Origin of the sequence: Bacillus cereus group sp. N8, assembly GCF_016483685.1 — a bacterium.
Lineage (GTDB): Bacteria > Bacillota > Bacilli > Bacillales > Bacillaceae_G > Bacillus_A > Bacillus_A proteolyticus.
In genome coordinates this window covers 36462-60352 of sequence record NZ_JAEHBK010000023.1, presented here as the reverse complement: position 1 = coordinate 60352, position 23891 = coordinate 36462, and the positions used below count along the sequence as shown (strand labels likewise).

Sequence of the window (23891 nt, the reverse complement as noted above, 5' to 3'; positions counted from 1 at the left end):
AATATTTTATTCGTGACATAAAAACGCCCCCTTAGATAAACAGATTTTTATTTTTTATCTGTCTACCTAAGGGGGAGTATATCATTATATGGAGAGATTGGGTTCTTTCGTTTTGAAATGATTATGAGAAATTTCTTATATATTTCTCATATATTCATCATGTTTCTTTCATCCTCTTCTCACGTCCAAGTTTTACACTCATATGTATCAAAGGTAAAGGGAGGTAATACATTTTTTACTTATTTCAAAACGAATGATAGATGGTGGTGAGCAGATGAAAAAGAATAAACGTAAAAAATTGCGTTGGTTAAAATGGATTTTGATCCTTCCGTTACTTCTGGCATTACTATTGTTTGGATTACATAGTATGAAGTTCGAAAGGTGGGACCATGAGAAGCATAAGCAAGCGGCGTATACCGTTTCTCACGATAAAGAAAGGGAAGCTTTCATCGCGCAAAAAGAAAAGTTTAATAACTTTGAACGCGATCAGCATCATGAAAAACATCATGAAAAAGAGTTTGAAGGTTTATTCTTTGTACCATTCCTGTTAGCGTTTGGATTTGTTCTTTTCGGATGGTTCATGCTTCGTAAGTCTGAAGGGAATATGGTTAAAAAGTGGACAGGCATATTGCTTCTAGTTATTGTTTTATTACCGGTCCTTCCGATGCTTGCATTTGTTGCAGCGGTTGTTTGGGCATATAAAAAGTTTAAAGAAAAAAGAATGGCAACTGATATAGATTTATACAGCGATTTTCAAGTACAACAACAAGTAGATATTTTAGATCAATGGGAACGCAATATTCGTAAGGAGGAGAAGTAATAATGGGTATTTTAAAACGTATTAAAAATATTGTGGTAGCGGATGTGCATCAAACGTTAGATAAGGTAGAAAATCCTATTAGCATGTTAAAGCAATATCTTCGCGAAACAGAACAGCAAATTACGAAAGCTCAAAAAGCACTCGCTCATCAATATTATTTAGAGAAGAAATATGAAGCATTAATTTCAGAAACGGATGCCCTTATTGCGAAGAGAACTCGCCAAGCTGAGCTTGCAGTATCACGCGAAGAAGATCAAATGGCACAGTTAGCCCTGCAAGAAAAAATCGTGAATGAGAAAAAAGCGGAGCTATATCGCAAGCAGTACGAAATAACAAAAGAGCAGACAGCGACGCTTTATGAACAAATTGACAAATTGCAAAAGAAATATGGAGAGTTGCAATATAAAGAACTAGTTCTTGTTTCGCGGTTAAATGCGGCGCGAGCGATAAAAGAGAGCAACACGGCAATTGATTCTTTCCATACAGAAAGTACAGCGAAAGGCTTTGCACGCATTGAATCTTATGTGCAAAAACTAGAAGCAGAAACAGCTGCTAGTAATTATTTTTATAATTTGAAGTCTCCTAATCAACAAGAAGTGTTAGATCAAAATTTGCAAGAAGAAGTACAGCTGGAGTTAGAGAAGTTAAAAGAGAATAAATAGTATGCAAAAAGCCCATTTTCATATGGGCTTTTTTTAATGGTGAAATTATTCCTTTCCAAACTGAAAAATATCCCGATTAATAAGTTGATGGAAGTGCCTATCCATTTCTGCTGCAGAAACTTTTCTTTCATTTTGAAACCACCACGTACTTAATGCTGTGATTACTCTTGAATAAAATTCCGTTATTAAATCGTTTGGCATCGTATGATTTTTACAAAGTTGATTTAATGCTTCCGTTTCTTGTTTTCTTGTTTCATGACTTAAATAATGTATACGGCTAATAAATTGCTCATCAGACATTTGCGCCTCTAATATTTTACCGATTTCTTCATGATGAAGGAATTGTTCCATCACTTGAAATGGTTTACTTAATCGATCTAAAAGCGGTATTTCAGCAATCATCTCGCCATATCGTTTAAATCCAAATGCTAATAAAGCATCTTTATCTTCAAAATGTTTATAAAAGGTTGTGCGGTGTACCATCGCGCGATCACAAATTTGGTTAATCGTGATGGAACTATATTTCTGTTTTGATTGCGTCATTAATTCAAATAAGGAATCCCACAATAATTTATGTGTACGTCTAATACGTAAATCAAGTTGTTTTTCATTATCGTTCATCTACAATTCTCCTTTTTTGTAGATTAAATATACAGTGGCTGAAAATTGATTCTCCCTTTTTAATCTACATATGTATATTATATTACATGTGTTCCGGTGTATATAAAGCTTTTTTAGTAAAAAAACAGGAGGAGAATCAATACATGAATATTACAACTAAGAGTCCTACAAGTGGCAAAGTTGATACTTCTAATATGAAACATACCCCCATTTTAATTGCATTACTTTTAGGGGCAATGGTTGCGTTATTAAACGAAACATTACTTGGGAATGCGTTAACGGTACTAATGAAAGAATTTGACGTAACAGCTTCAACTATTCAATGGCTTTCTACAGCTTACATGTTAGTAGTTGGTGTTTTAGTCCCGATTACAGCGTTACTTCAGCAATGGCTCACAACGAGACAAATGTTCTTGATCGCTATGGTAACGTTTTTAGTCGGTACATTAATTGCGGGATTTGCACCGACATTTTCCGTATTATTAGTCGGCCGTATCGTCCAAGCAGTAGCGACGGGGTTAATTTCACCGTTATTAATGAATACGATTTTAATTATTTGTCCACCTGAAAAAAGTGGTGCCACAATGGGATTAATCGCACTTGTGATGATGTCAGCTCCAGCAATTGGCCCTACATTATCTGGAGTAATCGTTGATTCACTAAATTGGCGCTGGTTATTCTACATTGTTATTCCTATCGTGATTATTTCAATTATGATTGGAATGAAGTACATTAAAAATGTTTCAGAGTTAACAAGGCCAAAAGTAGATTATCCATCTATTCTTTTATCGACATTAGGTTTCGGCGGGATTGTGTATAGCTTTAGTGCATCAGGTGATTTAGGGTGGCCCGATCCGAAAGTGTATGGTGCTTTAATTGTTGGGCTTATATCACTATGTATTTTTACTGTGCGACAATTAAAAATTGAGAATCCAATTTTAGAACTACGTGCATTTAAAGTTCCGATGTTTACATTATCAGTTGGATTAATCGTCATTGTGATGATGTCGCTATTTTCAACGATGACTTTATTACCGATGTTCCTGCAAACAGTATTACTCGTTACAGCCTTTAAATCAGGACTAATAATGCTTCCAGGAAGTATTATTAGCGCTATAATGGGACCAATCGCAGGAAAACTATTTGATAAATTTAGTCCGAAAGTTGTTATCGTTCCTGGCATTGTGTTAGTAGGGATTGCAATGTTCTTATTTAAAGGCATTACTCCTGACACATCAATGCTACAAATTATTGTCATGCATAGCGTATTAATGGTCGGACTCATGTTTGTAATGACAGTACAAACATATGGGTTAAATCAATTAACACCAGATCTATATCCGCACGGAACAGCGCTGTTTAATACACTGCAGCAAGTAGCTGGCGCAATTGGTACAGCTATCTTTATTTCGAAAATGTCTTCAGGAACAACTAGCTATATGGAAAGCGTCGCAAATCCAATGGACCCAGTAGAGAAGTTAAACGGTTTAACTTCTGGATTCCAAGGTGCATTTACACTAGGATTAATCTTTATTGTTGTTGCTTTTATCGCATCGCTATTTTTAAAAGAAGAGAAAAAGGGAGTAGAAGCAGCGGGGGTTTTACAGAACGAAAATTAAAGTTCATATAAAAAGACATCTTTACGAGGTAAAGATGTCTTTTTACATTTCTTTCGTTATATCGTACTGCAGCAATTGCTTTTGATCGTAAAACTTCTCGAAAATAATGCCCATTACGTAGAAGAACAATAGTCCGAAGCAAATATGAATAAGTGTAAAGGTAGCTCCGAATGAAGAAAATTCATACACCATAATTGGTAATTTCGCAGTTGTCCAAACGCCTAAGAAAAATACGATGTACCTAATACTTGCACCTTTTTTTAAGAGTAGTGCTGCGATTGGAAAAGCGACGTAGAGAGGACCAGCTGCAATTCCGCCTAATAATAGAGAGAATAAGATTCCATATATGCCGGACTTTTCTCCCATGTATTTCATTAGCGTCTCTTTCTTCACCCACTGATCGAGTAACCCTACAAATATTAGGACAGGGGGGAGTAGAAATAGCATATCTAAAATGCTATTCCCTGTTAGTTGTAATGCGCTCCATCCTAAAGATTGATTTATAAAAGTTAATAAGAGAAGCCCTAGTAGTAAGATGAAAAAGAAGCGATATCTTTTTAGTTCTTTCATACCATCACCACCCAAATAATATAGGAGAATAGGAGAGACATGAGTAATGCAGATGCATTACGTGCATAAGCAAATCTTCGTCCGAATATCTTTTGTTCCATCGGCAAGGTTGTAATTCCTACTGACATGAGTGTAGACATAAGTGCCGCAACTTGAGGAAGACCTGCGCCATGTTGGACTAACGTATTACCAAGTGGGAATACGACAAAGCTTGGAATGAGTGCAACGGATCCGAGTATTGCAGAATAAATAATACCTAAGAATCCAGACTGTTCTCCAATGATGGAAGAGATGAAGGATGGCGTTAAGATAGAAAGTGATAGCCCGACGAAAAGCATAATGGAGAGCATGGCAGGGAGAAGGTTTTGAAATATTTTCCATGATTTTAAAAGGGCAGCTTTCGTTTTATTCCGATCCTTCATAAAAGAAATCCCCGTAAGAATAATGGCCAAAGTGTAAAGGATAGCGCCATTAATCATGATCGGATTCCTTTAAGTCTTTATATTTGTCTAAGAAAAAGGTTAAGTTTTTCATTTTTTCCTCAATATCCATTTGAAAATCTGCTAATTGTTCTTTTCCGGCTGTAGTAATTTTGTACATCTTTCTCGGCTTATCTTGAACGGATGTACTTACATAAGATTCAATCGCACCTTCGTTTTCTAATTTCTTCAGCGTGCGGTAAAGAATGGCACTATCGATTGGATTGACCGGAAGTTCTTCTTCACATTTCTGAAGTAGTTGCCCGCCATAGTTATCACCTTCTGCTAAAAATAACAAAAGAAATGCACCTGTATGTCTTCCTGTATGTTTCATGAATATACCTCCTAGAATGAATTGGAATTTATACTGTTAATGACAGTATACTGTTGTTAACAGTATATGGTGCATGAAGTGCTATGTCAATTTTAAAATGTTGATTAGTGCAAAGGGTGATCCCTATTTTCATCTTTCTAAATAACAAAATAAAAGCCTACTGTTTTCTTGTGACAGTGGCTTTCATAGTTGGTAAACTACTATATTACGCTTAGAGAATCTCGCACTTTGATAGTAACACAAATAGGTTAGTCACATATTGAGAAATAAAAAAAGACACTCTCAAGAGTGCCTCCCCTTAGCAGCCGAATCCGCCGCCCCAACAGCTAGCCCCAACGATGATTAATAAAATAAAGAGTACAACAAGTAAAGCGAATCCGCCGCCGAAACCGCAGCCTCCACCACAACTACCGCCATAGCCCATATTAACTCCTCCTTCCATAAAGACCATTTAATAATGGATTTAATTCACTTTATGTTTTTCCGGATAAACTTGAGCAGGTCCCTTTGAAAAATAAAAGTACTAGGTATTTTAAGAGAGTTGACGAGCGTATTTTGTCACGAGTATTCCGCTTATTACATATGTTATTTTATTCTGTGTATTGGGGGAAGGAGGATCTTTATGGCTAATTCTGAGATGATTTTACGTTTACTTACGGATTTAAAGATTGAACAGCAAGCTTTAAGAGAACAGCTGGAGAAAATGCAAACAGCTTTGACTATTCTTGAAGAAAAACAAACTACTCCTGAAGAGAAATCAACTATTCTTGAGGAGAAACCAGCTGCTCCAAAGCAAAGAGCTTATTCTGGACGCCCAACATCGTTTCGTGATTGGAGAGCATCTTCTCAAAAGAATTAAGGGATAATGTGATAGTAAGTTACACGAAATCACAAATAAAAAAGTACAGTCTACTGTAGTTAATACAAAGGCTGTACTTTTTGTTATGTTAGGTGATTTATCTATTTTGACTATTCCACTTTTAACTCGATCCCTTTACCCAACGTATCTCCACTAACTTTTAAAGTTAATCCTTGCGTATTTTTCGGTACATCGAATACAATGTTCCCTTCCGAATTTTCATGAGGATTAAGAACACCAAATTTTAATGTAGCGGTATTGGCAGCTTTAAGTATTAATTGAAATTCATTAGAAATGTGATATTCTCTTCCGATTCCGTCAATTAATTTAAAGTTGTTGCTATTTAGTGTAATGGGTTCCTCTTTATCATTATGCACTCTGACGTCTAATACTTTAAATACACCTTGTGCTTTAATTTCTCCATTACCGATAACATCTAATGAATCGACAGGGCCTATAGATATGTATACATCAGAAGAATTTCCACTGGTTGGAAATTCTTTTTGAGGATCCTTGTTGCTAAGTTCATCATTCTTTGTTTCTTTAGATGTCTCTTGTTCGTTTTTCGTGTTACTGCTAGATGTATCATGTGAACCGCAAGCTGATAATCCAAATAAGAATGTGCTACATAATAATGATGTTAATAACCTTTTGTTCATATTTTGTTCCTTCCCTCCAAAATAAAGCACTTTCATGGGTGCCATAATGATTTAATAAATTTATATTTTTCTTTATATGTATTAAATGGTACATTTTATTATATTGGTTTTGGGATAAAAAGGAAACTTAATGCAAATAAAAAAGACACTTTGCAGTGTCTTTTTTATTTGAGTTATGCGCATTGCTAATTAAGACGTTAGTTTCTCAGCTTGAACATGAGTAACTATGTAGGGTGATTTAATTATAACATTTTAACCAATAATGGGTCTATATGGAATTTGTATAATGGGTGGGTATTTCTTAATTGTTATTAATTTAGGATATTACAGCATGAAAGATGCGAAGAAATAAAGTGAAACTTTAATCAACACACACTAATCGTTTTTTTTTACTATATAAGTTTTGAACCTAAGGAATTAAAGTTAGTTGAGCAACTTTGTGTAGCGGAAGGATTATTTGTATTTCACACTAAAGACTGAAAGTGATAACGTGTTGTGTAAATAACTAATTTGAATGACTTGAATGTATAAACCTAAAAACTTTCCTTTATGGAGAGATTTTTTATTATAAAGAAAAGACACCCATATAAGAGTGTCTTTTCCAATAGTTTTTTAGCAGAAGCAAGAAGCTCCAACAATGATCAATAAAATAAACAATACAACTAGTAAAGCAAAGCCGCCACCACAACTACTGCAACTACCACCAAATCCCATAATAGTTCCTCCTTTAATAAGAGGGGAAAACAAGGGGTCACTCATGTATTTTAACGGATTCAAATTACTTTATGTTTTTTACGCAATAATTGAGCAGGTCCTTTTGAAAATAAAGAAAAGACACCCTAAGGTGCCTTTCTCTGACTTGAACCATCTTAATTTTAATAATATATATTGGACTCTCATCCGAATATTATTTTACCATGTTAAGTTATTTTGTCCATTGAGAAATAAAATTTAAATCTATGTTTTGTTGTTTTTGGAAATATGCCATATCGATAATTAAAAGACACGTTTTAGTGTTTGAATTATTTATCTGCTTAAAAGTTGAAATTAAAAAGAACCCCATAAATGATAAACCATGCCACTAACAAAAAACACTAATACTAAAAACAAAACAATTAAAGCAAGTACTCCATTTGGATTATGTTCCATAAAATTAGCTCCTTTTAGATTTATTTTTATCCGGCATTAACTGCCTGTAAACACCCGATTGGTGAAGGCTGATAATTAGTGGGGAATGAACACTCTCCACTGATTAAAGTTTCACTTTATATAGAAAAAAGCCTTTAGTCGTAATTATGGCTAAAGGCTTTGAGCATTATACTTTTTAGTTTATAAAATTTGGAACTGAAAGTGTACTAGCTTGATAATGAAGCCTGGCTATTAGAATTGAAAAATTTTAGTTTTATTATAATTAATAGAAATGAGGGTAGTGTGAATATAAATCCGCTCCAAATAAGCTGGTGAATACCTAGGTTTGCAATGAACCAGCCTCCAATTGTTGTTCCTAGAGTAATTCCGAGATTTGAGAATGAAACGAATAGACTATTACCAAATTCAGGCGCTTCTTTTGCTTCGCTTATTAACCATGTTTGACCAACAATTAATCCGCCAGCATGTACGATTCCCCAAATGAATACCATAAAAATCATTGGAACAAGGTAGGCACCTAAATAATAAACCAATATGTAAACAACAGAATATAGAATTGGGAATGATATTATAGTGTTTATTGTACTTTTTTGCAGGAGACTACCAAATAAATGATTACCTAAAATCATAACTACACCAAATATGAATAGCATGATACTGATGAGAGATCCATTCATAGAAGTTACTTTTGCAAGGTACTCGGCGAAGTAGCTGTATACGGAAAACATAGCTGCAAAAAGGAATGTGACGGTTAAAATATTTAACCATAATCCTGGTTTGCCGAGTATACGAATTTGTTTGCCGAAGGACATTTTTTCTTTAACAGGCATAGAAGGAAGTGAGATTAATATTCCAATGAATGCAAGAGCGTTAACAAGCGCTCCGAATAAGAAAGCAATTTCTAGTGAAAATTGGTCTGCAAGGTAAGAGGTTAATGGTACACCTAGAGCAAAACCAACTGTAATTCCCATAAAAACTTTTGTAACTGCTTGACCACTTTTTTCAGGAGGGACAAGTTTAGCAGCAGTTACAAGAGCGATTGAAAAGAAGAGTGGGTGAAGAGCTGCTGGTAAAATACGAAAAATAAGCATGATTTCAAATTGTGTTGTATAAGCGTAGATTATATTTGAAATAACAAAAACAAAGATTGCTATTAATAAAATTATTTTGCGGTTAATACTAGAGACGAGCAGAATTAAAAACGGACCAGAAATAGCAACAACTAGTGCGAATATACTTACTAAAAATCCCGCTTGTGCAGTTGAAATACCAAATTTCTGAGTGATTTGTGGTAATACACCGACAATACCCATCTCGGTAGTAATAATTCCGAACACACCTATTGCTAGTGTCAGAATAAGTAAAGGATTTACTTTTTTCATATGTAAAACTCCCCAATCTTATCATTATTTTGAAAGAAAAATCGACTCATTAATAAAGAAATGAGCATGATTAGATGCAAATAGTATTAGAATTATGTAATGTTACATACAATAACAGATATCTAAATAACTAGATATGATATATTAAAAAAATTTCTCCTTTCTATGTTTCTTGCTTTTATAGGTAGTGCAATTTTATAAAAAAATAATTGGATACCTGTAAAAAAGCAGAAGATGTAAAAGCTACTAATCAATTGGTAGTTTGATTAGTAGTTTTTACTTTATAATTCGTTTTGGACGTATTCAGAAAACGCTTGTATTGTTTTTTCATTTCGACGATAGTATGTCCATTTTCCAATTCGATCAGAGTCTAGTAGCCCTGCCTTTTTCATAGTTAATAAGTAACTAGAAATAACCGATTGGGCTAAGCCAGTTTTAAGCTGGATATCTCCTACACACACTCCAATCTGAAAATTAATTCCTTGTTCTACATAAGGTTTTTCGTCGAAATGGTTTTCTGGATTTTTTAACCATGATAAAATTTGACATCTTGTTTCATTTGACAATGCTTTATAAATTAATGAAGGTTCCATAAGGATATTATATCTACTTTTATAGATTTGTAAATGGGTTTTGTTGATTTTAAGGGGAAGAGGTATATGTATATTCTTTTAAATGTGAATGAGATGCTCTATTATGGGGGCTTTTTTCTGGATGTGAATTTATAAAAGTTGTACTTCTGTATGAATTTGGAATATGATTGTTTAAAGAGTAGGTGATGAGTACATGCAGGAAACAAAACAATTCCCGCTTATATCTGGAAATCTCTCATTAGATTTAGTAAATACAGAGCTAGTTAGGCGTGGACAACGTTATGATTTATTAATAACGGATGAAGATGTATTAGAATGGCTACATGTAATAAAGGTTAATCTGCCTTTTTGGAATGAAAAAACACTTATAGGAATTCAAGAGCGCATGAATCAAGTTACATCTAGCATATTAGAGGCAAGAGAAGTATTGAGAAAACAGTTTGAGGCAATTGCCGATCAGCACGAAATTTCTAATGATTTTATTACGTATTTAGAAAAACAAATTGAGAAGGCACCATTTACATATAAAGTCATTGAACAGCGTCTAGTACCTGTCCCAGTTGGAGAAATTGAGGATGCACTTGTATCGTTAATTGCATTTGATGCGTTAACGTTAATAGCAGAAAATAAGCTTATTTCTCTTAAAAGGTGTTCAAACCCCGAATGTGTTTTATTATTTATAGATAAAAGTGGAAAACGAAAATGGTGTTCTATGAAAATATGTGGGAACCGGAAAAAGGTAGCAAAATTCCAGGATCGAAAATGTGAAGAAGTTTAGGGGATCAACTTATAGCGGTTGATCCTTTTTTTCTGCATTTTTAAACTAACCCCTAAAATGATTATTGACTGGTTAGTTAGTTTAAAATATAATTGTTGGTAAATAAAGGAGGAGAATGATGAATAATATAACAGCATCTAAGCAGAAAGAGGCTCCACCAATAAGTGTACGATATTTTTCAAAAATGAAAGGGAAAGGAAGAAGTCCATTACAAGTAAACATAAAGGACTCTTTGACGGGACTATTAGGGGGATTTTTAACAATTCTCACCTTAACATATTTAACGAGTATAACGTCTACAGAATTGTTAATGGCTCCATTTGGGGCGAGTTGTGTATTAGCGTTTGGAGTTTGGAATGCACCGTTATCTCAGCCGCGTAATATTATTGGAGGACATTTGATTTCAACTTTCATTGGCCTATCAATATATCATTTGTTTGGGAATGAATATTGGACAATTGCTTTAGCAGTGGGGATGGCAATAGCCGTTATGATGTTAACAAGAACAACGCATCCTCCGGCAGGGGCCGATCCAATTATCGTTATTTTAGGAGCAAATAGTTGGAGTTATTTAGTAACGCCGGTTTTAGTTGGTTCCGTTGTTATTGTAGTTATTGCTTTATTTATTAATAATATGAGTAGTAAAAGGAGCTATCCAACTTTTTGGATATAGTTTGTATAGTATGTTTACTATGTTTCATTTTTTATATAGAAAAAGCCTTTAGTCGTAATTATGACCAAAGGCTTTCATTCTCATGCTTTTTAGTTTACAAAGAAAAGACACCCATATAAGAGTGTCTTTTCCGATAGTTTGTTTAGCAGAAGCAAGAAGCTCCAACGATGATTAATAAAATAAACAATACAACTAATAATGCAAATCCTCCAGAAAAACCGCAGCTTCCACCGCAACTACCACCAAATCCCATAATAGTTCCTCCTTTAATAAGAGGGGAAAACAAAGGGTCACTCGTGTTTTTTAACGGATTCTATTTACTTTATGTTTGACGCATGAATGTGAGCAGGTCCTTTTGAAAATAAAAAAGACACCTTGAGGTGCCTTCTGTCCAATGGATTTTATTACTCTTCGCCAGTGTAAAACTCTTTTATCAGCTTTATGTCATTTGTATCCGGATTAAACTTAAATATTTTAATTTGATCATATTCGTCTTTAGTGGCAAATGTATTCTCACTAATTTGGGTCATATTGCTGACCTTTAAGGCAGGATCGCTACCATGGTCAGTGATTTGCACAGTTTTCTCACGATCCCAAAACGCAATGACAATGATCAAGATGATAAGGCATACACGTATGTTACGTAGTTCTCTCGATACAGTATTCTCCATTTAATAGTCTCCTTTGTAGTTTAATAGGTTTTGTTTATAAAAGAGATAATTATTATGAAAATAAATAAAAAAGACACTTGAAAGTGTCTTTTTTATTTGAGTTATGCGCATTACTTAATAAGACGCTAGTTCCTCAGTCCGGATATGAGTAACTATGTAGGGTAATTAAATTATAATATTTTAACCAGTAATGGGTTTATATGGAATTTTTATTATGATTATGTTTATTTATTAAGAATGATAGATGTACCAGGCCGGGGAGATCGGAATTTGATCAATGAAAAGCAGTGGAAAAGGCAAAGAGCATACTTTATTCCGTATTATTAAGAGAGGATAGAGCTAGATTTCCCTTTACACAAACATAACGGTATAATATAGTTAAGTTAAGTGAACTTAACTATTAAATGAAACAAAATAACAGCATGGAGGAAGAGTGCTATGACTAGAACGTATAAAGAAATAATTAATGAAATGAACCGAGCCTATAATGAATTCTACATTTTACTATTTCAGGAGTTGAAAGATGAGTACGGTCTTACAGGACAGCAAGAGAGTATGCTATTTCATATTAATTTAAATGAAAACACGACAGCAAATCACATTGCGACTACGTTTAATATATCGAAAAGTGCTGTCAGCCAAGTTTTATCGAAGTTAGAAAAGCAGAAGATGATTTCGAAACAAGTTAATCCTAACAATAAACGGGAGTATTTCCTTGCACTTGGTCCAAACGGTAGTAAGTATATAGAGCGGTTGTCTGAGTTAGATGATGTATTAATTGAAAAATACTTTTCTAAAATCGATATAAATGCTTTAGAGCAAATGACTGATACGTTAACGAAAATAAATAAAGTGATATTAGAAGAAAAACAGAAGGCTCTTGATTGTAATGAGTAAGAACTTAGATGAAGCAATGAGTAGAAAGGAGGAGAAGCATGTGATGAGTTACATACCAAATATGATGACGATAGCGAATTTTATTTGTGGGATATTGGCCATTTATTCTGTTTTTGTTCACGATATGTATGGTGCAGTTATGTTCATTATTACAGGTATGGTATTTGATCTTTTTGATGGCATGGTTGCTCGGAAACTAGATGCTGTTTCGGAAATTGGCGGAGAGTTAGACTCATTTGCGGATTTAGTTACCTTTGGCGTGGCACCGTCTATTCTTGCATATAGTGTCGCTTTAAAAGATTTGCAGTCTATCGGATTGTTATGTGCGCTTGCTTACAGTGTGTGCGGAATGCTTCGGCTTGCAAGATTTAACACGCAGCAAAGCAAACTGCCGACATTTATCGGCATGCCCATTCCATTCGCGGCAATGTGTCTTCTTATTTTATGCTTTTTAAATAATCCAGTTTCCGTGGCGTTTGGTACATGCGTACTTGCTTATTTAATGGTGAGTAAAATCAAATTTCCTCATTTTAAAAAAGATATATCTGAAAGCTTGAAGTCCGAAAAATGGAATTGATGATATGGAATTACAATGAAAAAGATGTAGGAGCATAACATGATTCGTATGGCATTAAGATCATTTAACATACAAATATATTGTTTGCTAGGCGTGATGTTAGTAGGATGGTTGCTGACACCTTTTTCAGCCCAGTTTATAGGGATAAGCATTGGCCTTTTAGTTAGTATGTACTGCGCCTGGATTTTAGGAAGGCGTATTGAAAAGTTCGGAGACAGCATCGTAAAAAAAGAAAAAGCACCGATGCTCGGAATGATGAACCGGTTTGCAGCCGCAATACTCGGTGCAATTATTATGTATGAAATTGAACACCATGAGTTCATGTGGACATTTGCTGCTGGAATTATGGGTGGGTATTTCTTGATTATTATTAATTTAGGGTATTACAGTATGAGGGATGGGAAGGAATAGATTAGTACATTTTAAATTAGAAATTAACCTCCGCCTCAAGCATAGAAAGATATACTTGAGGCGGATTATTAACACTTACAATAAAATCACTACAATTCCCCCAAAATAAAACAATGAAAGCAAGTACTCTATTTTGAGTATGTTCTATAAAACTAGCTCTTCTTATTTTTTATTTTTTTAAACATAAATTTGTAAATTAACCATGTAATAATTATTACCACAGGAGTAATTAATGCACCGTTAAACATTTTTTGATATATGTATAACATATTTAAAATTAATAAAGAAATTATTGTAATAATCATATTATATTTTGAAAAGGTTTCTACGAATTTAGAATGTGCAAATAACTTTTTGTATATAAAGTAAAAGATTACAAAAAGGATTGTTGTTACTAAACTAAAAACACTAATTTGAAGATAAAATATAACTATTAAATTTGTTACTGCTATTATCATTAACCAAAAAATTATAAAAAAATTAGATAAAACTTCTACACTTACTAATAGAGCTCCTAGCGTTGCAATAAAAGCAGCAATTTTATTTGAGGAATCATCTTTGTTATTAGAAGAATTTTGTCTATTCATGAATAAAAATCAGCTCCAATTTTCTTTATCCCCTTTAAAATAGATAATCATTTGTATATAAAACAAATTATATATAAATGATTATCTATTTTATATTATCAGAATTTTGTTTTGTGTGGAATTGTATTATGTGGTTGTTAGGCTTTTTTACCTAGGTACAATGTGAAGATTTAAGAAAAATTTTATGTTTACCCCACTCTTTATTTTAAAACTTTTTCCTATCCTATAAATGAGTTACATCAAGAAGGAGATTAAAAACGAAAAAGTCATAAATGAAAATGTAAAGTTAGGGGATTCCACATGCATACAGGAGTTTTGATTAGTTATTTGTACACTTATTTTTTTACTATTATTTTTTGTATTATGTTTCAAATTGGAGTTTATTTTAAAGCGAAAAACAATATATCTATTCGGCATTTTCTATGGGTGTATGTTTTTCTATTCTACCTTTCGTTAGTGTATAGGGTGACGCAGATCGCGACTGTATGGGATATAAGTAGATATGAAACGTGGATTCGTGTAAATCAAATTAATTTGACTCTATTTGATACGGCAGGTAGTACTACGTATCTTTTGAACATTTTCCTGTTTATGCCGTTAGGTTTTTTATTACCGACTATTTGGCCACATTTTAGAAAAATGAAAAACACCGTATGTGCGGGATTCTTTTTTTCATTGGCAATTGAGTTAAATCAATTACTAAATAATAGAATTACAGATATTGATGATTTATTTACGAATACCCTCGGGGCGATTGTTGGGTATTTATTATATAGAGCTTTATTTAAACTGATATTAAAAAGAGAGGGGAAAAAGCTTGATACCAATTCTTCTCTAGTTATAAAATACGAGGCTATTTTTTATTTAGTGTGTTCATTTGTAGGTGCGATGTTAATTTATTATCCAGCTTTATTTGGAAGACCTGTCATCATTCAGTGAGGTGATTATGCTCTTGTGAGATATACTAGTTTATAAAAGGATTCAGTTCTCTAGGCTCAAACAAGGTAAAATGTGAATGGCTTATCCCTTTTTCTAACTTAACAGATACAGTTTATGTATTACATGATAGGTAGGTGTAAATGTGTTAAGTGTTCAATTATCTCAATACTTACTAAAAGAGTCTCAATCTGCGCTTCATACAGATGGAAAACGAGTGTATACGTTAAAAGATGAAGGGTTCTCACCGTATCCTATCTATTTAAATCACCCTATTATGATAGGAGTGGGGACGAAGTGGAATCAGCATACAGGATTTGAAGAAATCATTAAAGGGTTTATAGGCACAAATAATAAATTTCCTATGTATATGTTATTTGAAACTTATTTGCGCGGTGACTTTATGGAAAGGCTTTTAGAAGAGAAGAAATTCCAATTTGAGCTGGTTTTTACTAATAAGAAGAGGGATACGAACTTTTTTAAAGTGTTACTTACCAATAGTGATGATATAACTACACTTATGAAGTATTTCTTCCAATCAGCACAAGATTCCCTCTATACGTTATTAAGCTATTCAGCAGACTGTAAGATTATCGGTAATGGTACTGGTGAGATTAAAATAAAGGCTGACAGTTTCTATCCAAGCTTTTCATTTATGTATGATGCGCAAGAATTATTTGTTATTGGTGGAGAAGAGAAATGGTCAGATATCGATTATATAAAAAGAATTTTCCATTTTGAGCATATTACAGATGAGCTAACTATTGATTTAAGAATGTGAGAGATGAGAAGGAATAGATGAGTAAACCCTCAAGTATAGAACGATATACTTGAGGGTTTTTATTATATAAATTTTTAGTTTGTAAAATTTATATAGATGTCTTTACATAAAAAAGTTTGATCATTTTATACCGGCGTATCTTCCTCACTTGCGCCCGATTGTTGAATAATGAAATATGAAAAGATCTTTATAAGCGGAACACCAGTTATTGACGTTTGATAATTCTCTTCCAACTATCATTCCTTCATAAACAAAACGTTTAAATATGCTAAACTCTCCTGTAAAAAAGCTTGATGCTCTTCAATACCTCTCCTTTTACACCAACCAATTGCATTAAACGCATCGGTAAAGCGATAAAATGGTAAAACTTTTTGTAAATCAATAAGTGGACGAATGGACTCATAGCCTTTTTGATACGCATCCCGTGTTCCGGGATATTTCATGAGAATATCACTATTAATTTTTGTAAAGTCTATTTCGGTTGCACCAATTCGGGCACTTTCAAAATCAATGATGCCGACTACTTGATTTTCATGAACTAAAATATTACCTGGTCGAAAATCCATATGTATAAAACTAGGTCCATCTGGAGCTGGAAGTAATTTCACTTGACGGTCAAAATGCTTCAATGATTGTTCGTATAAACAAGGATCAATCACTTCTTTTACATCTTCTGCAAAGGAATAGAATTGTCGCTCAATAAACTCAGACCATTTCCCATATACATTGGAAACGGAACTTTTGAAATCCTGCTCATTTGGAATGATTGCATGCAGCATTGCGTGGTGTACTCCGATATCATAAGCTAAAGCCGTATCCACCTTCTCTGTAATCGGAACACCGTTGATTTCGGATAATAATAAAGCACCAGTGACATCGTCATTACCTTCCCAACAGTCTAACATTTCTGGTACAGGTAGCTCATTGCGTAATCGTTTAAGTACAGTATACTCACGTTCAAGTTTTACTTTAGAATAAGGAATTTTTATATATACAGTACGATGATTAATCAGCTGGATTTTATATACAGTCGAACTAAAAGACTCAGGAACGTTCTCGACTGCTAACACATTCAACTTAAATTTATCTATTACTTGTTGCAACATATCCATTAGAAAAACCCCATTTCTGTACTGGTTATCTTTTTCAGTACGTCTAACAATATAACATATATATCCATTATTTTTGGACATCTCAATCTATTAAATGTCCCTTTTTCGGGGTTCGCTTCATTTCGCTAGAAGGCTTTTCTTTTTTTCCCGAGAATGAACAGTAATATATAATCTAATTTCCGTGAATGTAATAGGGAGGCAGTGAAATTTGAACAGGAAAATTTGGTTTGTATTTACTTGTTTTGCTTTTTTAATAGCTAGTTATATTGTTGTCCAATATTTTATTATGAATGGATTTCAAACCGGACTTGTAAAAGTGAAGCTTGTGTATGGAGCTAAATTAAGTGAGTTCTGGTATATGATGTTATTTATACATATTACAACTAGTATAGTAGCATTAGTAATTGGTCCGTTTACATTATCCACTAAATTTAGAGAAAGGAATATCAACCGTCATCGAATAGTTGGGAGAATCTATATGGTTGGTATATTATTAGGAGGAGTTTCTGGACTATACCTATCCTTTTATGCTACGGGAGGATTGGTAGCGAAGATAGGTTTCGGTTTGTTATCCGTATTTTGGCTAACATCAGCATATCAAGCATTACATAGAGTTAAGAATAAAAAAATTAAAGACCATCGGAATTGGATGATTAGAAATTATTCTTTAACCTTTGCAGCAGTTACATTAAGAATTTTGCTACCGTTGTTTATAGTTCTATTTGGAATAGAGCGGTTTGAACTTAGTTACGCGGTTATTGCTTGGTTAGCGTGGGTACCCAATTTAATTGTTGCAGAATTATTCATAAGAAAAAGAATTAATAAAGGAAAATACGAGGGAAATGAGGATTTACATTTTTGATGTGAATTTGCTGTAATATTGAGGGCAAAATTTTTCAGTAATTCAATGTTTTTTAATAGATGAATTACGCTTTGTAAATTCAAAAATTACGTATACGGGTAAGCGCAGCGGATATTTCAAGGTGGGGAATGATAAAGAGTTTTTCATGTTTAAGCGTGGTGGCATATGAAAAGTAGGGGAAGTGGCCTTTCAATAATTATACGTACAAAATAGGAGGGCCAATTGAAGCCATCCTATTTTTATTTGTATTACCAACTAACAGTTTCCGTACTTTCCTTCAACCACTTCACCCAATCCAAATCCTCTACCTTAAGCAAACTGAGCGAAACACCTTTCATATCTAAAGAAGTTAACAGCGTACCGACCTTTACGAATTTAACTTGTAATCCTTCAAGTTCACACAAACGGCGAATGTCATTTGCGAAAATGTATTGTTCCATTAATGGAGTGGCACCGAGTCCGTTAATGAGGATGGCGAAGTTATCACCTTTTCTCCAGCGATAAATGCTTTTTAGTTTGTTCATCAGTTCGATCGCTAATATTTCAGAAGAGGATAGTGCTTCTTTACGATAACCTTTTTCGCCGTGAATGCCGACGCCGTAAAAGACTTCATCATCATTTAATGAAAAAGAAGCTTTTCCTTTTACAGGATCGTTTGCAGGTGAAAGGGCAACTCCTAATGTGTGTAAGTTTTTGATGACAGATTGCCCAAGCATTGTTAATTCTTCTAAAGAATGGCCTTCAAGAGCCGCCGCACCAAGTATTTTTTGAACGAAAACAGTGCCAGCGACGCCGCGTCTTCTTTTATTAAAAGAAGCATCATCTTCAATTGAAACGTCGTCATTTACGATGATGTGGTCAATTTTTCTTCCTTCTTCTTTGGCAATTTGCTTCGCTGCTAAAAAGTTTTCTACGTCATCCTTAAAGTTTTTAATGATGAATAAAATATTCTTATCTTGTGGCATTAAGCGAGTTGCTGCCACAATTTGTTCCACTGTAGGCGGAGTGAAGATGCTTCCGTTTACTGCCGCTGTAAGCATTCCTTTTCCTACATAGCCAATATCAGCAGGTTCATGTCCGCTTCCACCGCCGCTTATAATGACAACGTTTTGTTTCAGTTTTTCGATATCTTTTACATAAATGATGTTATTCGTTTCGTCGTAATTTACTTTGTCGTTATGTTCAAAATAAAAGCCATGCAGCATATCTTGAACGATATTTTGTACATCATTCATAATCTTTTTCATTGCTTTTGCCACCCTTTAATTACTTTGCTGATTGCTCCAGTAATAGTAGTAATTGATTGTTTATCATATTTTTCATGAGAGAAGACATAATGGACGGATCTACTTCGCATTTGCTTTCAATCCAATCTTTTATCGTTCCAACGAAGCCGTGACTATAAAAGGAGGCAATCGTATTTTTTGTCTCATCAGAAAGGTTGAATCCACAGCTCATAGATAGTTCATCAATAATCTTCATATATAAGTTTTTCGTATGTTCAAATAAATAGTGATTAAACGAGTTTTGTTCAATGACTTTAAAAGCGTTTCGATAAAATTTTTGATTTTCATAAAAGTAATCAAATAATAAATCAAAAATGTTTTCCCACGTTTCATAGTCGAGAAAGTCGATAATATTTTCTTTCGTTTCTTCTCTATAAATCCAGCTTAATAGTTCAAATTTATCTTTAAAATGATAATAAAAAGTTTGCCTACGCATTTGACAGTGTAACATAATATCGCTCACTGATATTTTATGGAACGACTCTGTTTCCATTAAATACTTCAATGAATTCGCGATTATCTTTTTAGAAATTATAGAAGAGGTCATCTGAATCATCCCTAGAATGTTATTAATATAAAAATCCTATTCAAAAATGAGAGCGGTGTCTTTAGACAGATTGTCCATTTTGTCCGTTTACTATAAAACGCTTTCATTTTAACATGAGTAGTAAGAAGAAGATTTCAAATATATCACAATATATTAAAGGAATTGAGGGAGAATCACAATGAAAAAGATTATAAACAAACCAGAAACATTAGTAATGGAAATGTGCAACGGAATGGTGATGGCTCATCCAGAGCTTGAGCTTTTGAAAAAATATAAAGTAATTAAAAAGAAAGAAATGAACGAAAACAAAGTAACGTTAATTAGTGGCGGCGGTAGTGGTCATGAGCCAGCACATGCAGGACTAGTCGGAAAAGGAATGTTAGATGCGGCAGTGTGCGGAGATGTGTTTGCTTCGCCATCACAAATTCAGGTATATCAAGCGATTAAAGAGACAGCTAGTAAAAAAGGTACGTTATTAATTATTAAAAATTACAGCGGCGATATTATGAATTTTAAAAACGGTGCGCATTTAGCGACTGAAGATGGAATTGAAGTCGACTACGTAAAAGTAGACGATGATATTGCGGTAGAAGATAGCCTGTATACAGTAGGACGCCGCGGCGTTGCGGGAGTTATTTTAGTTCATAAAATTGCCGGCGCAGCAGCGGAAGAAGGTATGGATTTAGGAGCGGTGAAAGCTGTAGCAGAAAAAGCAGCAGCTAACGTGCGCACAATCGGTTTAGCGTTAACTTCTTGTACAGTTCCAGCAAGTGGATCACCTACTTTTACACTTGCGGAAGGCGAAATGGAATACGGCGTAGGTATTCACGGTGAACCAGGAATTAAGCGTGAAAAAACGATGTCAGCTGATGAATTAGCTAACCGTATGACAAATGATTTAATAAAAGATTTAGGAGTAAAAGATGGCGAGGAAATCGCGCTTCTAGTAAACGGTTTTGGCGGTACACCACTGCAAGAACTTTACTTATTTAACAACGCAGTTACGAGAGAATTAGCTGCTAGAAACATTAAAATTAATCGAGTGTTCGTCGGTAATTATATGACGAGTATCGATATGGCTGGTATGTCTTTAACAGTAATGAAGTTAGATGATGAGCTAAAAACATTACTATCGAAAGAATGTAATACACCTGCATTTAAAGTAGATGGACCAGTTGAAAGTGTAGAGTACGTGAATGTATTTGAAGATGTAGAAGAGAAGGAAGTTTCCTTCGAAATAGAAACAGCGGAAGAGCACGCTGTGATTAAAGATAATGTCATTACATTAAACAACATGATTTATCTCGTTGATAAAATGAGCGACATTATTATTAAAAATGAAGTGCCATTCTGTGAGTTAGATACACATGCAGGTGACGGCGACTTCGGGATGAGTGTGGCAAAAGGATTTAAGCAATTAAAACGTGAGTGGCATTCTATTGTAGAACAAGAAAACGTAACGATCGGATCATTCCTTGACGGTTGTTCTATGATTATTATGGAACATTGCGGCGGCGCTTCAGGTCCAATTTGGGGCGGTGCATTCCGCGCAGCTAGTAAAGCAGCTGGCGAAAAACGTGAGTTAACAGTGAAAGAGTTCGCTGAAATGCTGCAAGCAGCACTGCAAGGTATACAATCTATCGGTGAAAGATCGTTCGGTAGAGGAGCGGTAGTTGGTGACAAAACACTTGTTGACGCACTTGCTCCATGTGTAGATTCTTGGTTAGCTAGCGCTTCAAACGAAGTAGACGTGAAAACTGCCTTTGAAAAAGGAGCAGAAGCAGCGGTTAAAGGCGCAGAGTATACGAAAGAAATCGTAGCTCGCATGGGCCGCGCCGGTACAGTTGGCGAAAGAAGTTTAGGATATCCAGATGCAGGTGCGCATGCGCTTGGAGTTATCTTTACGGAGATTGCGGGTAGTTTGAAATAGTAATTAGAAAGTCCCTCTGCCTTAAGGTAGAGGGACTTTTATATTGTATTTTAGACTTAGTTTTTTTGTGATTGCAGCTTATCAATTTTCCAGTTTGTTTCTAGAGATTCTAAAGAGCTTTCAATATAAAACATATATTCATCTGCGATACCTGGTACTTTAAAAGCTATTTTCAATTCTACCGTTTCATTTGGTTTAACTTGTATATCAGAAGGGTTTTGGTCAAGGACCTTTCCTTCATAGACCTTTCCGTCTTTCTCATCTTTTAAGTTATATTTTAATTCTGATAGTCCAATCATTTGACCTCGTACATTTTTTACAGAGACATTAACAACGACGGAATCGTTGCTAGCATTTAAATGTGCACTTTGAACGGTGGTCAAGTAATAGCCTCCTTTAAAACTCTCACCAACTAATAAAATACCTTGTTCCAAGCGGCTCATATCTTCTTTTTCTTCAAAATTTATTAATTCTTCATTTTCATTTTTTGCGGTTGGTTCTTCTATTGGACCATTTTCAACGACACTATCTTTTTTATCTTGTGTGCAAGCAGCTGTAATACTGACTAATACTAGAATTAAAGTAAGTAATATGGATAATTTCCTCATAAAATGTATATGCCTCCTTAAGTTTCTCAATTTTGTGCAGCTATACATATTATAAAGCGATTTTATTAAGATTAACATAATATCTCATTATTGGCTCAAAATAGGGGTTATTTTAGACACCTTATTCTTTTTACTTTTAATATACATTCGATTCGTTTTCGCGATATTTGTTAATCTTTTAAAACATTGGCTTAGTAATACCGAGGGGAATTATGGATATATTAATCACATAATCTGTCCCTATCAAACTGATCGTTTTTTGCATCTAATATATTGTAAATATATTTTATTTTGAAAGGATGTGATTATATGGCTCATAAATCTACTGGAGTGTTTCGAGTTCCAGTTTCTGGAAATGGGATTATTCCAACTGCTCTCAACATTATGTTAAACAATGATTCACGCTGCCATACTAGTAATGTAACGGTAACCGTTAAGAGAAGTCGAAACACTTTTTTTCAAGAATCTATTGGATTAATAGTTTTAATGTTAGTTGTTAATGAGTATAGAAAAATTTATCATGCAATGAAAAATGAGAAATCAATAATTATAAAAAATTTATAGAAACACAAAAGCAAAGGTGGAAAACCAAGCTGATATACAAAGCATTACATCAAAAATCCAAGTTGGAAAATCTAATAACTTTGTAATTCCAACGAGAAGAAAAAGTGGCCAAAAAATAATGTTGGTTCGTAATATAAAACTTACCACCGGCTTTTTCAGTCTTTTATCTTCAGTCATATATAATCCCAACTTAAGCTGAATTTTTAACATACAATAATGTACCTATTCAGCGCATTAGCACAATACACAGAAGCTTCTTTCAAAATATTACTTAGTCAATTAATAAAATAAACTTTTAACAGCTTATTTACATAAAATTCGTTATTGGAAGTGAAAGGTGCTTATACATCCAAGCTGTTGATGATAGCTAATATTTGATGATCTGTCCACTTGCCATTAATCTTTACATTTTCTTTAGCTATACCTTCTTTTTTAAATCCTACTTTTTCTAATACACGTATAGATGCTATATTGTCAGGCACAGCTCCTGCTTCAATTCTATGTAGTTTCAATTCTCTAAAAGCAAAGTCTACAACAAGTTGAAGAGCCTCTGTTGTATAGCCCCTTGAATTATGCTCCCTATCTAAGGTAAATCCCGTATAACAGCCTTGGAAGGGATCCCTAGTAATTTGAGTTAATGAAATGTCTCCGATAAGTTTATCAGTTTCTTTTAAAAAGATTCCAAAAGCGTATACTTGGTTTTCATCTTTCTTTTTTAATGCCCGTTCAATGCGTATTTTTTGATGTTCTTCTGTATAAAAGACTTCTGGGAGTAATGGACAAACTCGTTGAAAAAATTCGCGATTTCTAGTATGTAAGTTAGCTAACTCGCTCGCGTCAGAAATTTTGTAAAGTCGAAGATATATTTGCTGTCCTACTAGTTTCATAAAAAACCTCCGATATCCTTTTAATACAATTTTATTC

At 34.1% G+C, this 23891-nt stretch carries 31 protein-coding genes and 2 pseudogenes; 15 read left to right on the top strand and 18 right to left on the bottom strand.

The window, feature by feature from the left end:
* Window positions 1–274: 274 nt before the first annotated feature.
* Window positions 275–820, top strand: a complete 546-nt coding sequence (locus tag JDS80_RS23750; protein ID WP_199640138.1) for a hypothetical protein — start codon at window positions 275–277, stop codon at window positions 818–820.
* A gap of 2 nt (window positions 821–822) precedes the next feature.
* Window positions 823–1482: a PspA/IM30 family protein gene (locus tag JDS80_RS23745; protein ID WP_199640137.1), complete on the top strand. Its 660-nt coding sequence runs from the start codon at window positions 823–825 to the stop codon at window positions 1480–1482.
* A gap of 45 nt (window positions 1483–1527) precedes the next feature.
* Here the strand turns inward: JDS80_RS23745 and JDS80_RS23740 are convergent, their stop codons facing one another.
* Complete coding sequence (locus tag JDS80_RS23740) at window positions 1528–2103, bottom strand: TetR/AcrR family transcriptional regulator (protein WP_199640136.1); 576 nt, start codon at window positions 2101–2103, stop codon at window positions 1528–1530.
* A 143-nt stretch (window positions 2104–2246) separates the two neighbouring features.
* Between JDS80_RS23740 and JDS80_RS23735 the strand changes: the two genes are divergently transcribed.
* Window positions 2247–3722, top strand: coding sequence for an MDR family MFS transporter (locus JDS80_RS23735; protein WP_199640135.1), 1476 nt, complete (start codon window positions 2247–2249; stop codon window positions 3720–3722).
* A gap of 42 nt (window positions 3723–3764) precedes the next feature.
* On the opposite strand, the gene JDS80_RS23730 is transcribed toward JDS80_RS23735, so the two are convergent.
* The 4 genes from JDS80_RS23730 to JDS80_RS23715 all read right to left on the bottom strand — a co-directional run bounded on the left by JDS80_RS23730 (window position 3765) and on the right by JDS80_RS23715 (window position 5529).
* The gene (locus JDS80_RS23730; RefSeq protein ID WP_000661316.1) at window positions 3765–4292 is read right to left on the bottom strand and encodes a permease; all 528 of its coding nucleotides are present in this window, start codon (window positions 4290–4292) and stop codon (window positions 3765–3767) included.
* Window positions 4289–4771 (bottom strand): hypothetical protein, encoded by a 483-nt coding sequence (locus JDS80_RS23725; protein WP_199640134.1) that lies wholly within the window; start codon window positions 4769–4771, stop codon window positions 4289–4291. Before JDS80_RS23725 ends, JDS80_RS23730 begins: the two co-directional genes overlap by 4 nt.
* Window positions 4764–5105 carry a PadR family transcriptional regulator gene (locus tag JDS80_RS23720; protein ID WP_199640133.1) on the bottom strand — a complete coding sequence of 114 codons (342 nt, stop codon included), beginning with the start codon at window positions 5103–5105 and terminating at the stop codon, window positions 4764–4766. The genes JDS80_RS23725 and JDS80_RS23720 overlap by 8 nt, the downstream gene beginning before the upstream one ends.
* Window positions 5106–5403: 298 nt before the next feature.
* Window positions 5404–5529, bottom strand: a complete 126-nt coding sequence (locus JDS80_RS23715; RefSeq protein WP_000540377.1) for a YjcZ family sporulation protein — start codon at window positions 5527–5529, stop codon at window positions 5404–5406.
* A gap of 198 nt (window positions 5530–5727) precedes the next feature.
* On the opposite strand from JDS80_RS23715, the gene JDS80_RS23710 reads away from it, so the two are divergent.
* Window positions 5728–5964 (top strand): hypothetical protein, encoded by a 237-nt coding sequence (locus tag JDS80_RS23710; protein WP_000013685.1) that lies wholly within the window; start codon window positions 5728–5730, stop codon window positions 5962–5964.
* A 110-nt stretch (window positions 5965–6074) separates the two neighbouring features.
* On the opposite strand, the gene JDS80_RS23705 is transcribed toward JDS80_RS23710, so the two are convergent.
* Window positions 6075–6623 (bottom strand): DUF4352 domain-containing protein, encoded by a 549-nt coding sequence (locus JDS80_RS23705; protein WP_199640132.1) that lies wholly within the window; start codon window positions 6621–6623, stop codon window positions 6075–6077.
* Between the two features lie 280 nt (window positions 6624–6903).
* Here JDS80_RS23705 and JDS80_RS31605 point away from each other — a divergent pair.
* Window positions 6904–6975, top strand: a pseudogene (locus JDS80_RS31605) (ATP synthase subunit I); the annotation flags it as partial.
* A 260-nt stretch (window positions 6976–7235) separates the two neighbouring features.
* Here the strand turns inward: JDS80_RS31605 and JDS80_RS23700 are convergent.
* The 3 genes from JDS80_RS23700 to JDS80_RS23690 form a co-directional block, all read right to left on the bottom strand.
* Window positions 7236–7337, bottom strand: a complete 102-nt coding sequence (locus JDS80_RS23700; RefSeq protein WP_000505688.1) for a YjcZ family sporulation protein — start codon at window positions 7335–7337, stop codon at window positions 7236–7238.
* Window positions 7338–7978: 641 nt separating this feature from the next.
* On the bottom strand, window positions 7979–9154 hold the full coding sequence (locus JDS80_RS23695; protein WP_199640131.1) for an MFS transporter: 1176 nt from the start codon (window positions 9152–9154) through the stop codon (window positions 7979–7981).
* A 281-nt stretch (window positions 9155–9435) separates the two neighbouring features.
* Entirely contained in the window at window positions 9436–9747 is a 312-nt protein-coding gene (locus JDS80_RS23690; protein ID WP_199640130.1) for an ArsR/SmtB family transcription factor, read from the bottom strand.
* Window positions 9748–9940: 193 nt separating this feature from the next.
* Between JDS80_RS23690 and JDS80_RS23685 the strand changes: the two genes are divergently transcribed.
* Both JDS80_RS23685 and JDS80_RS23680 read left to right on the top strand, forming a co-directional pair.
* The gene (locus JDS80_RS23685; protein ID WP_199640129.1) at window positions 9941–10525 is read left to right on the top strand and encodes a CGNR zinc finger domain-containing protein; all 585 of its coding nucleotides are present in this window, start codon (window positions 9941–9943) and stop codon (window positions 10523–10525) included.
* Between the two features lie 118 nt (window positions 10526–10643).
* Window positions 10644–11198, top strand: coding sequence for an HPP family protein (locus JDS80_RS23680; RefSeq protein WP_199640128.1), 555 nt, complete (start codon window positions 10644–10646; stop codon window positions 11196–11198).
* A gap of 142 nt (window positions 11199–11340) precedes the next feature.
* On the opposite strand, the gene JDS80_RS23675 is transcribed toward JDS80_RS23680, so the two are convergent.
* Both JDS80_RS23675 and JDS80_RS23670 read right to left on the bottom strand, forming a co-directional pair.
* Window positions 11341–11451: a YjcZ family sporulation protein gene (locus tag JDS80_RS23675; protein ID WP_000505686.1), complete on the bottom strand. Its 111-nt coding sequence runs from the start codon at window positions 11449–11451 to the stop codon at window positions 11341–11343.
* A 151-nt stretch (window positions 11452–11602) separates the two neighbouring features.
* Window positions 11603–11869 carry a YmzC family protein gene (locus JDS80_RS23670; protein WP_199640127.1) on the bottom strand — a complete coding sequence of 89 codons (267 nt, stop codon included), beginning with the start codon at window positions 11867–11869 and terminating at the stop codon, window positions 11603–11605.
* Between the two features lie 438 nt (window positions 11870–12307).
* Between JDS80_RS23670 and JDS80_RS23665 the strand changes: the two genes are divergently transcribed.
* From JDS80_RS23665 to JDS80_RS23655, 3 genes are read left to right on the top strand one after another with little or no spacing between them, the layout of a single operon-like run.
* Complete coding sequence (locus JDS80_RS23665; RefSeq protein WP_199640126.1) at window positions 12308–12766, top strand: MarR family winged helix-turn-helix transcriptional regulator; 459 nt, start codon at window positions 12308–12310, stop codon at window positions 12764–12766.
* Complete coding sequence (gene pssA, locus JDS80_RS23660; protein WP_199640125.1) at window positions 12759–13343, top strand: CDP-diacylglycerol--serine O-phosphatidyltransferase; 585 nt, start codon at window positions 12759–12761, stop codon at window positions 13341–13343. The genes JDS80_RS23665 and pssA overlap by 8 nt, the downstream gene beginning before the upstream one ends.
* 39 nt (window positions 13344–13382) lie before the next feature.
* Window positions 13383–13754 (top strand): ATP synthase subunit I, encoded by a 372-nt coding sequence (locus JDS80_RS23655; protein ID WP_199640124.1) that lies wholly within the window; start codon window positions 13383–13385, stop codon window positions 13752–13754.
* A 152-nt stretch (window positions 13755–13906) separates the two neighbouring features.
* Here the strand turns inward: JDS80_RS23655 and JDS80_RS23650 are convergent, their stop codons facing one another.
* Window positions 13907–14341 (bottom strand): hypothetical protein, encoded by a 435-nt coding sequence (locus JDS80_RS23650; RefSeq protein ID WP_199640123.1) that lies wholly within the window; start codon window positions 14339–14341, stop codon window positions 13907–13909.
* Between the two features lie 300 nt (window positions 14342–14641).
* Between JDS80_RS23650 and JDS80_RS23645 the strand changes: the two genes are divergently transcribed.
* Together JDS80_RS23645 and JDS80_RS23640 are read left to right on the top strand one after the other, a co-directional pair.
* Window positions 14642–15280: a VanZ family protein gene (locus tag JDS80_RS23645; protein ID WP_199640122.1), complete on the top strand. Its 639-nt coding sequence runs from the start codon at window positions 14642–14644 to the stop codon at window positions 15278–15280.
* A 142-nt stretch (window positions 15281–15422) separates the two neighbouring features.
* The gene (locus tag JDS80_RS23640) at window positions 15423–16058 is read left to right on the top strand and encodes a hypothetical protein (RefSeq protein ID WP_199640121.1); all 636 of its coding nucleotides are present in this window, start codon (window positions 15423–15425) and stop codon (window positions 16056–16058) included.
* 236 nt (window positions 16059–16294) lie between these two features.
* On the opposite strand, the gene JDS80_RS23635 is transcribed toward JDS80_RS23640, so the two are convergent.
* On the bottom strand, window positions 16295–17170 hold the full coding sequence (locus tag JDS80_RS23635) for a phosphotransferase family protein (RefSeq protein WP_199640120.1): 876 nt from the start codon (window positions 17168–17170) through the stop codon (window positions 16295–16297).
* 208 nt (window positions 17171–17378) lie between these two features.
* Here JDS80_RS23635 and JDS80_RS23630 point away from each other — a divergent pair, with 208 nt between their 5' ends.
* Window positions 17379–18032: a DUF2306 domain-containing protein gene (locus JDS80_RS23630; protein WP_199640119.1), complete on the top strand. Its 654-nt coding sequence runs from the start codon at window positions 17379–17381 to the stop codon at window positions 18030–18032.
* Window positions 18033–18280: 248 nt separating this feature from the next.
* On the opposite strand, the gene dhaQ is transcribed toward JDS80_RS23630, so the two are convergent.
* Window positions 18281–19279, bottom strand: a complete 999-nt coding sequence (gene dhaQ, locus JDS80_RS23625) for a DhaKLM operon coactivator DhaQ (protein ID WP_199640118.1) — start codon at window positions 19277–19279, stop codon at window positions 18281–18283.
* A 19-nt stretch (window positions 19280–19298) separates the two neighbouring features.
* Window positions 19299–19865 carry a dihydroxyacetone kinase transcriptional activator DhaS gene (dhaS, locus tag JDS80_RS23620; RefSeq protein WP_199640117.1) on the bottom strand — a complete coding sequence of 189 codons (567 nt, stop codon included), beginning with the start codon at window positions 19863–19865 and terminating at the stop codon, window positions 19299–19301.
* A 178-nt stretch (window positions 19866–20043) separates the two neighbouring features.
* On the opposite strand from dhaS, the gene dhaK reads away from it, so the two are divergent.
* The gene (gene dhaK / locus JDS80_RS23615) at window positions 20044–21795 is read left to right on the top strand and encodes a dihydroxyacetone kinase subunit DhaK (protein ID WP_199640116.1); all 1752 of its coding nucleotides are present in this window, start codon (window positions 20044–20046) and stop codon (window positions 21793–21795) included.
* Window positions 21796–21851: 56 nt separating this feature from the next.
* Here dhaK and JDS80_RS23610 read toward each other — a convergent pair whose 3' ends face one another.
* On the bottom strand, window positions 21852–22403 hold the full coding sequence (locus JDS80_RS23610) for a hypothetical protein (RefSeq protein WP_199640115.1): 552 nt from the start codon (window positions 22401–22403) through the stop codon (window positions 21852–21854).
* Between the two features lie 309 nt (window positions 22404–22712).
* Between JDS80_RS23610 and JDS80_RS23605 the strand changes: the two genes are divergently transcribed.
* Window positions 22713–22967 carry a hypothetical protein gene (locus tag JDS80_RS23605; protein WP_199640139.1) on the top strand — a complete coding sequence of 85 codons (255 nt, stop codon included), beginning with the start codon at window positions 22713–22715 and terminating at the stop codon, window positions 22965–22967.
* On the opposite strand, the pseudogene JDS80_RS23600 reads toward JDS80_RS23605, so the two are convergent.
* A pseudogene (locus JDS80_RS23600) lies at window positions 22965–23144 on the bottom strand (CPBP family intramembrane glutamate endopeptidase); the annotation flags it as partial. The gene JDS80_RS23605 and the pseudogene JDS80_RS23600 overlap by 3 nt on opposite strands.
* A gap of 164 nt (window positions 23145–23308) precedes the next feature.
* Window positions 23309–23854 carry a GNAT family N-acetyltransferase gene (locus tag JDS80_RS23595; RefSeq protein ID WP_199640114.1) on the bottom strand — a complete coding sequence of 182 codons (546 nt, stop codon included), beginning with the start codon at window positions 23852–23854 and terminating at the stop codon, window positions 23309–23311.
* Window positions 23855–23891: the final 37 nt, after the last annotated feature.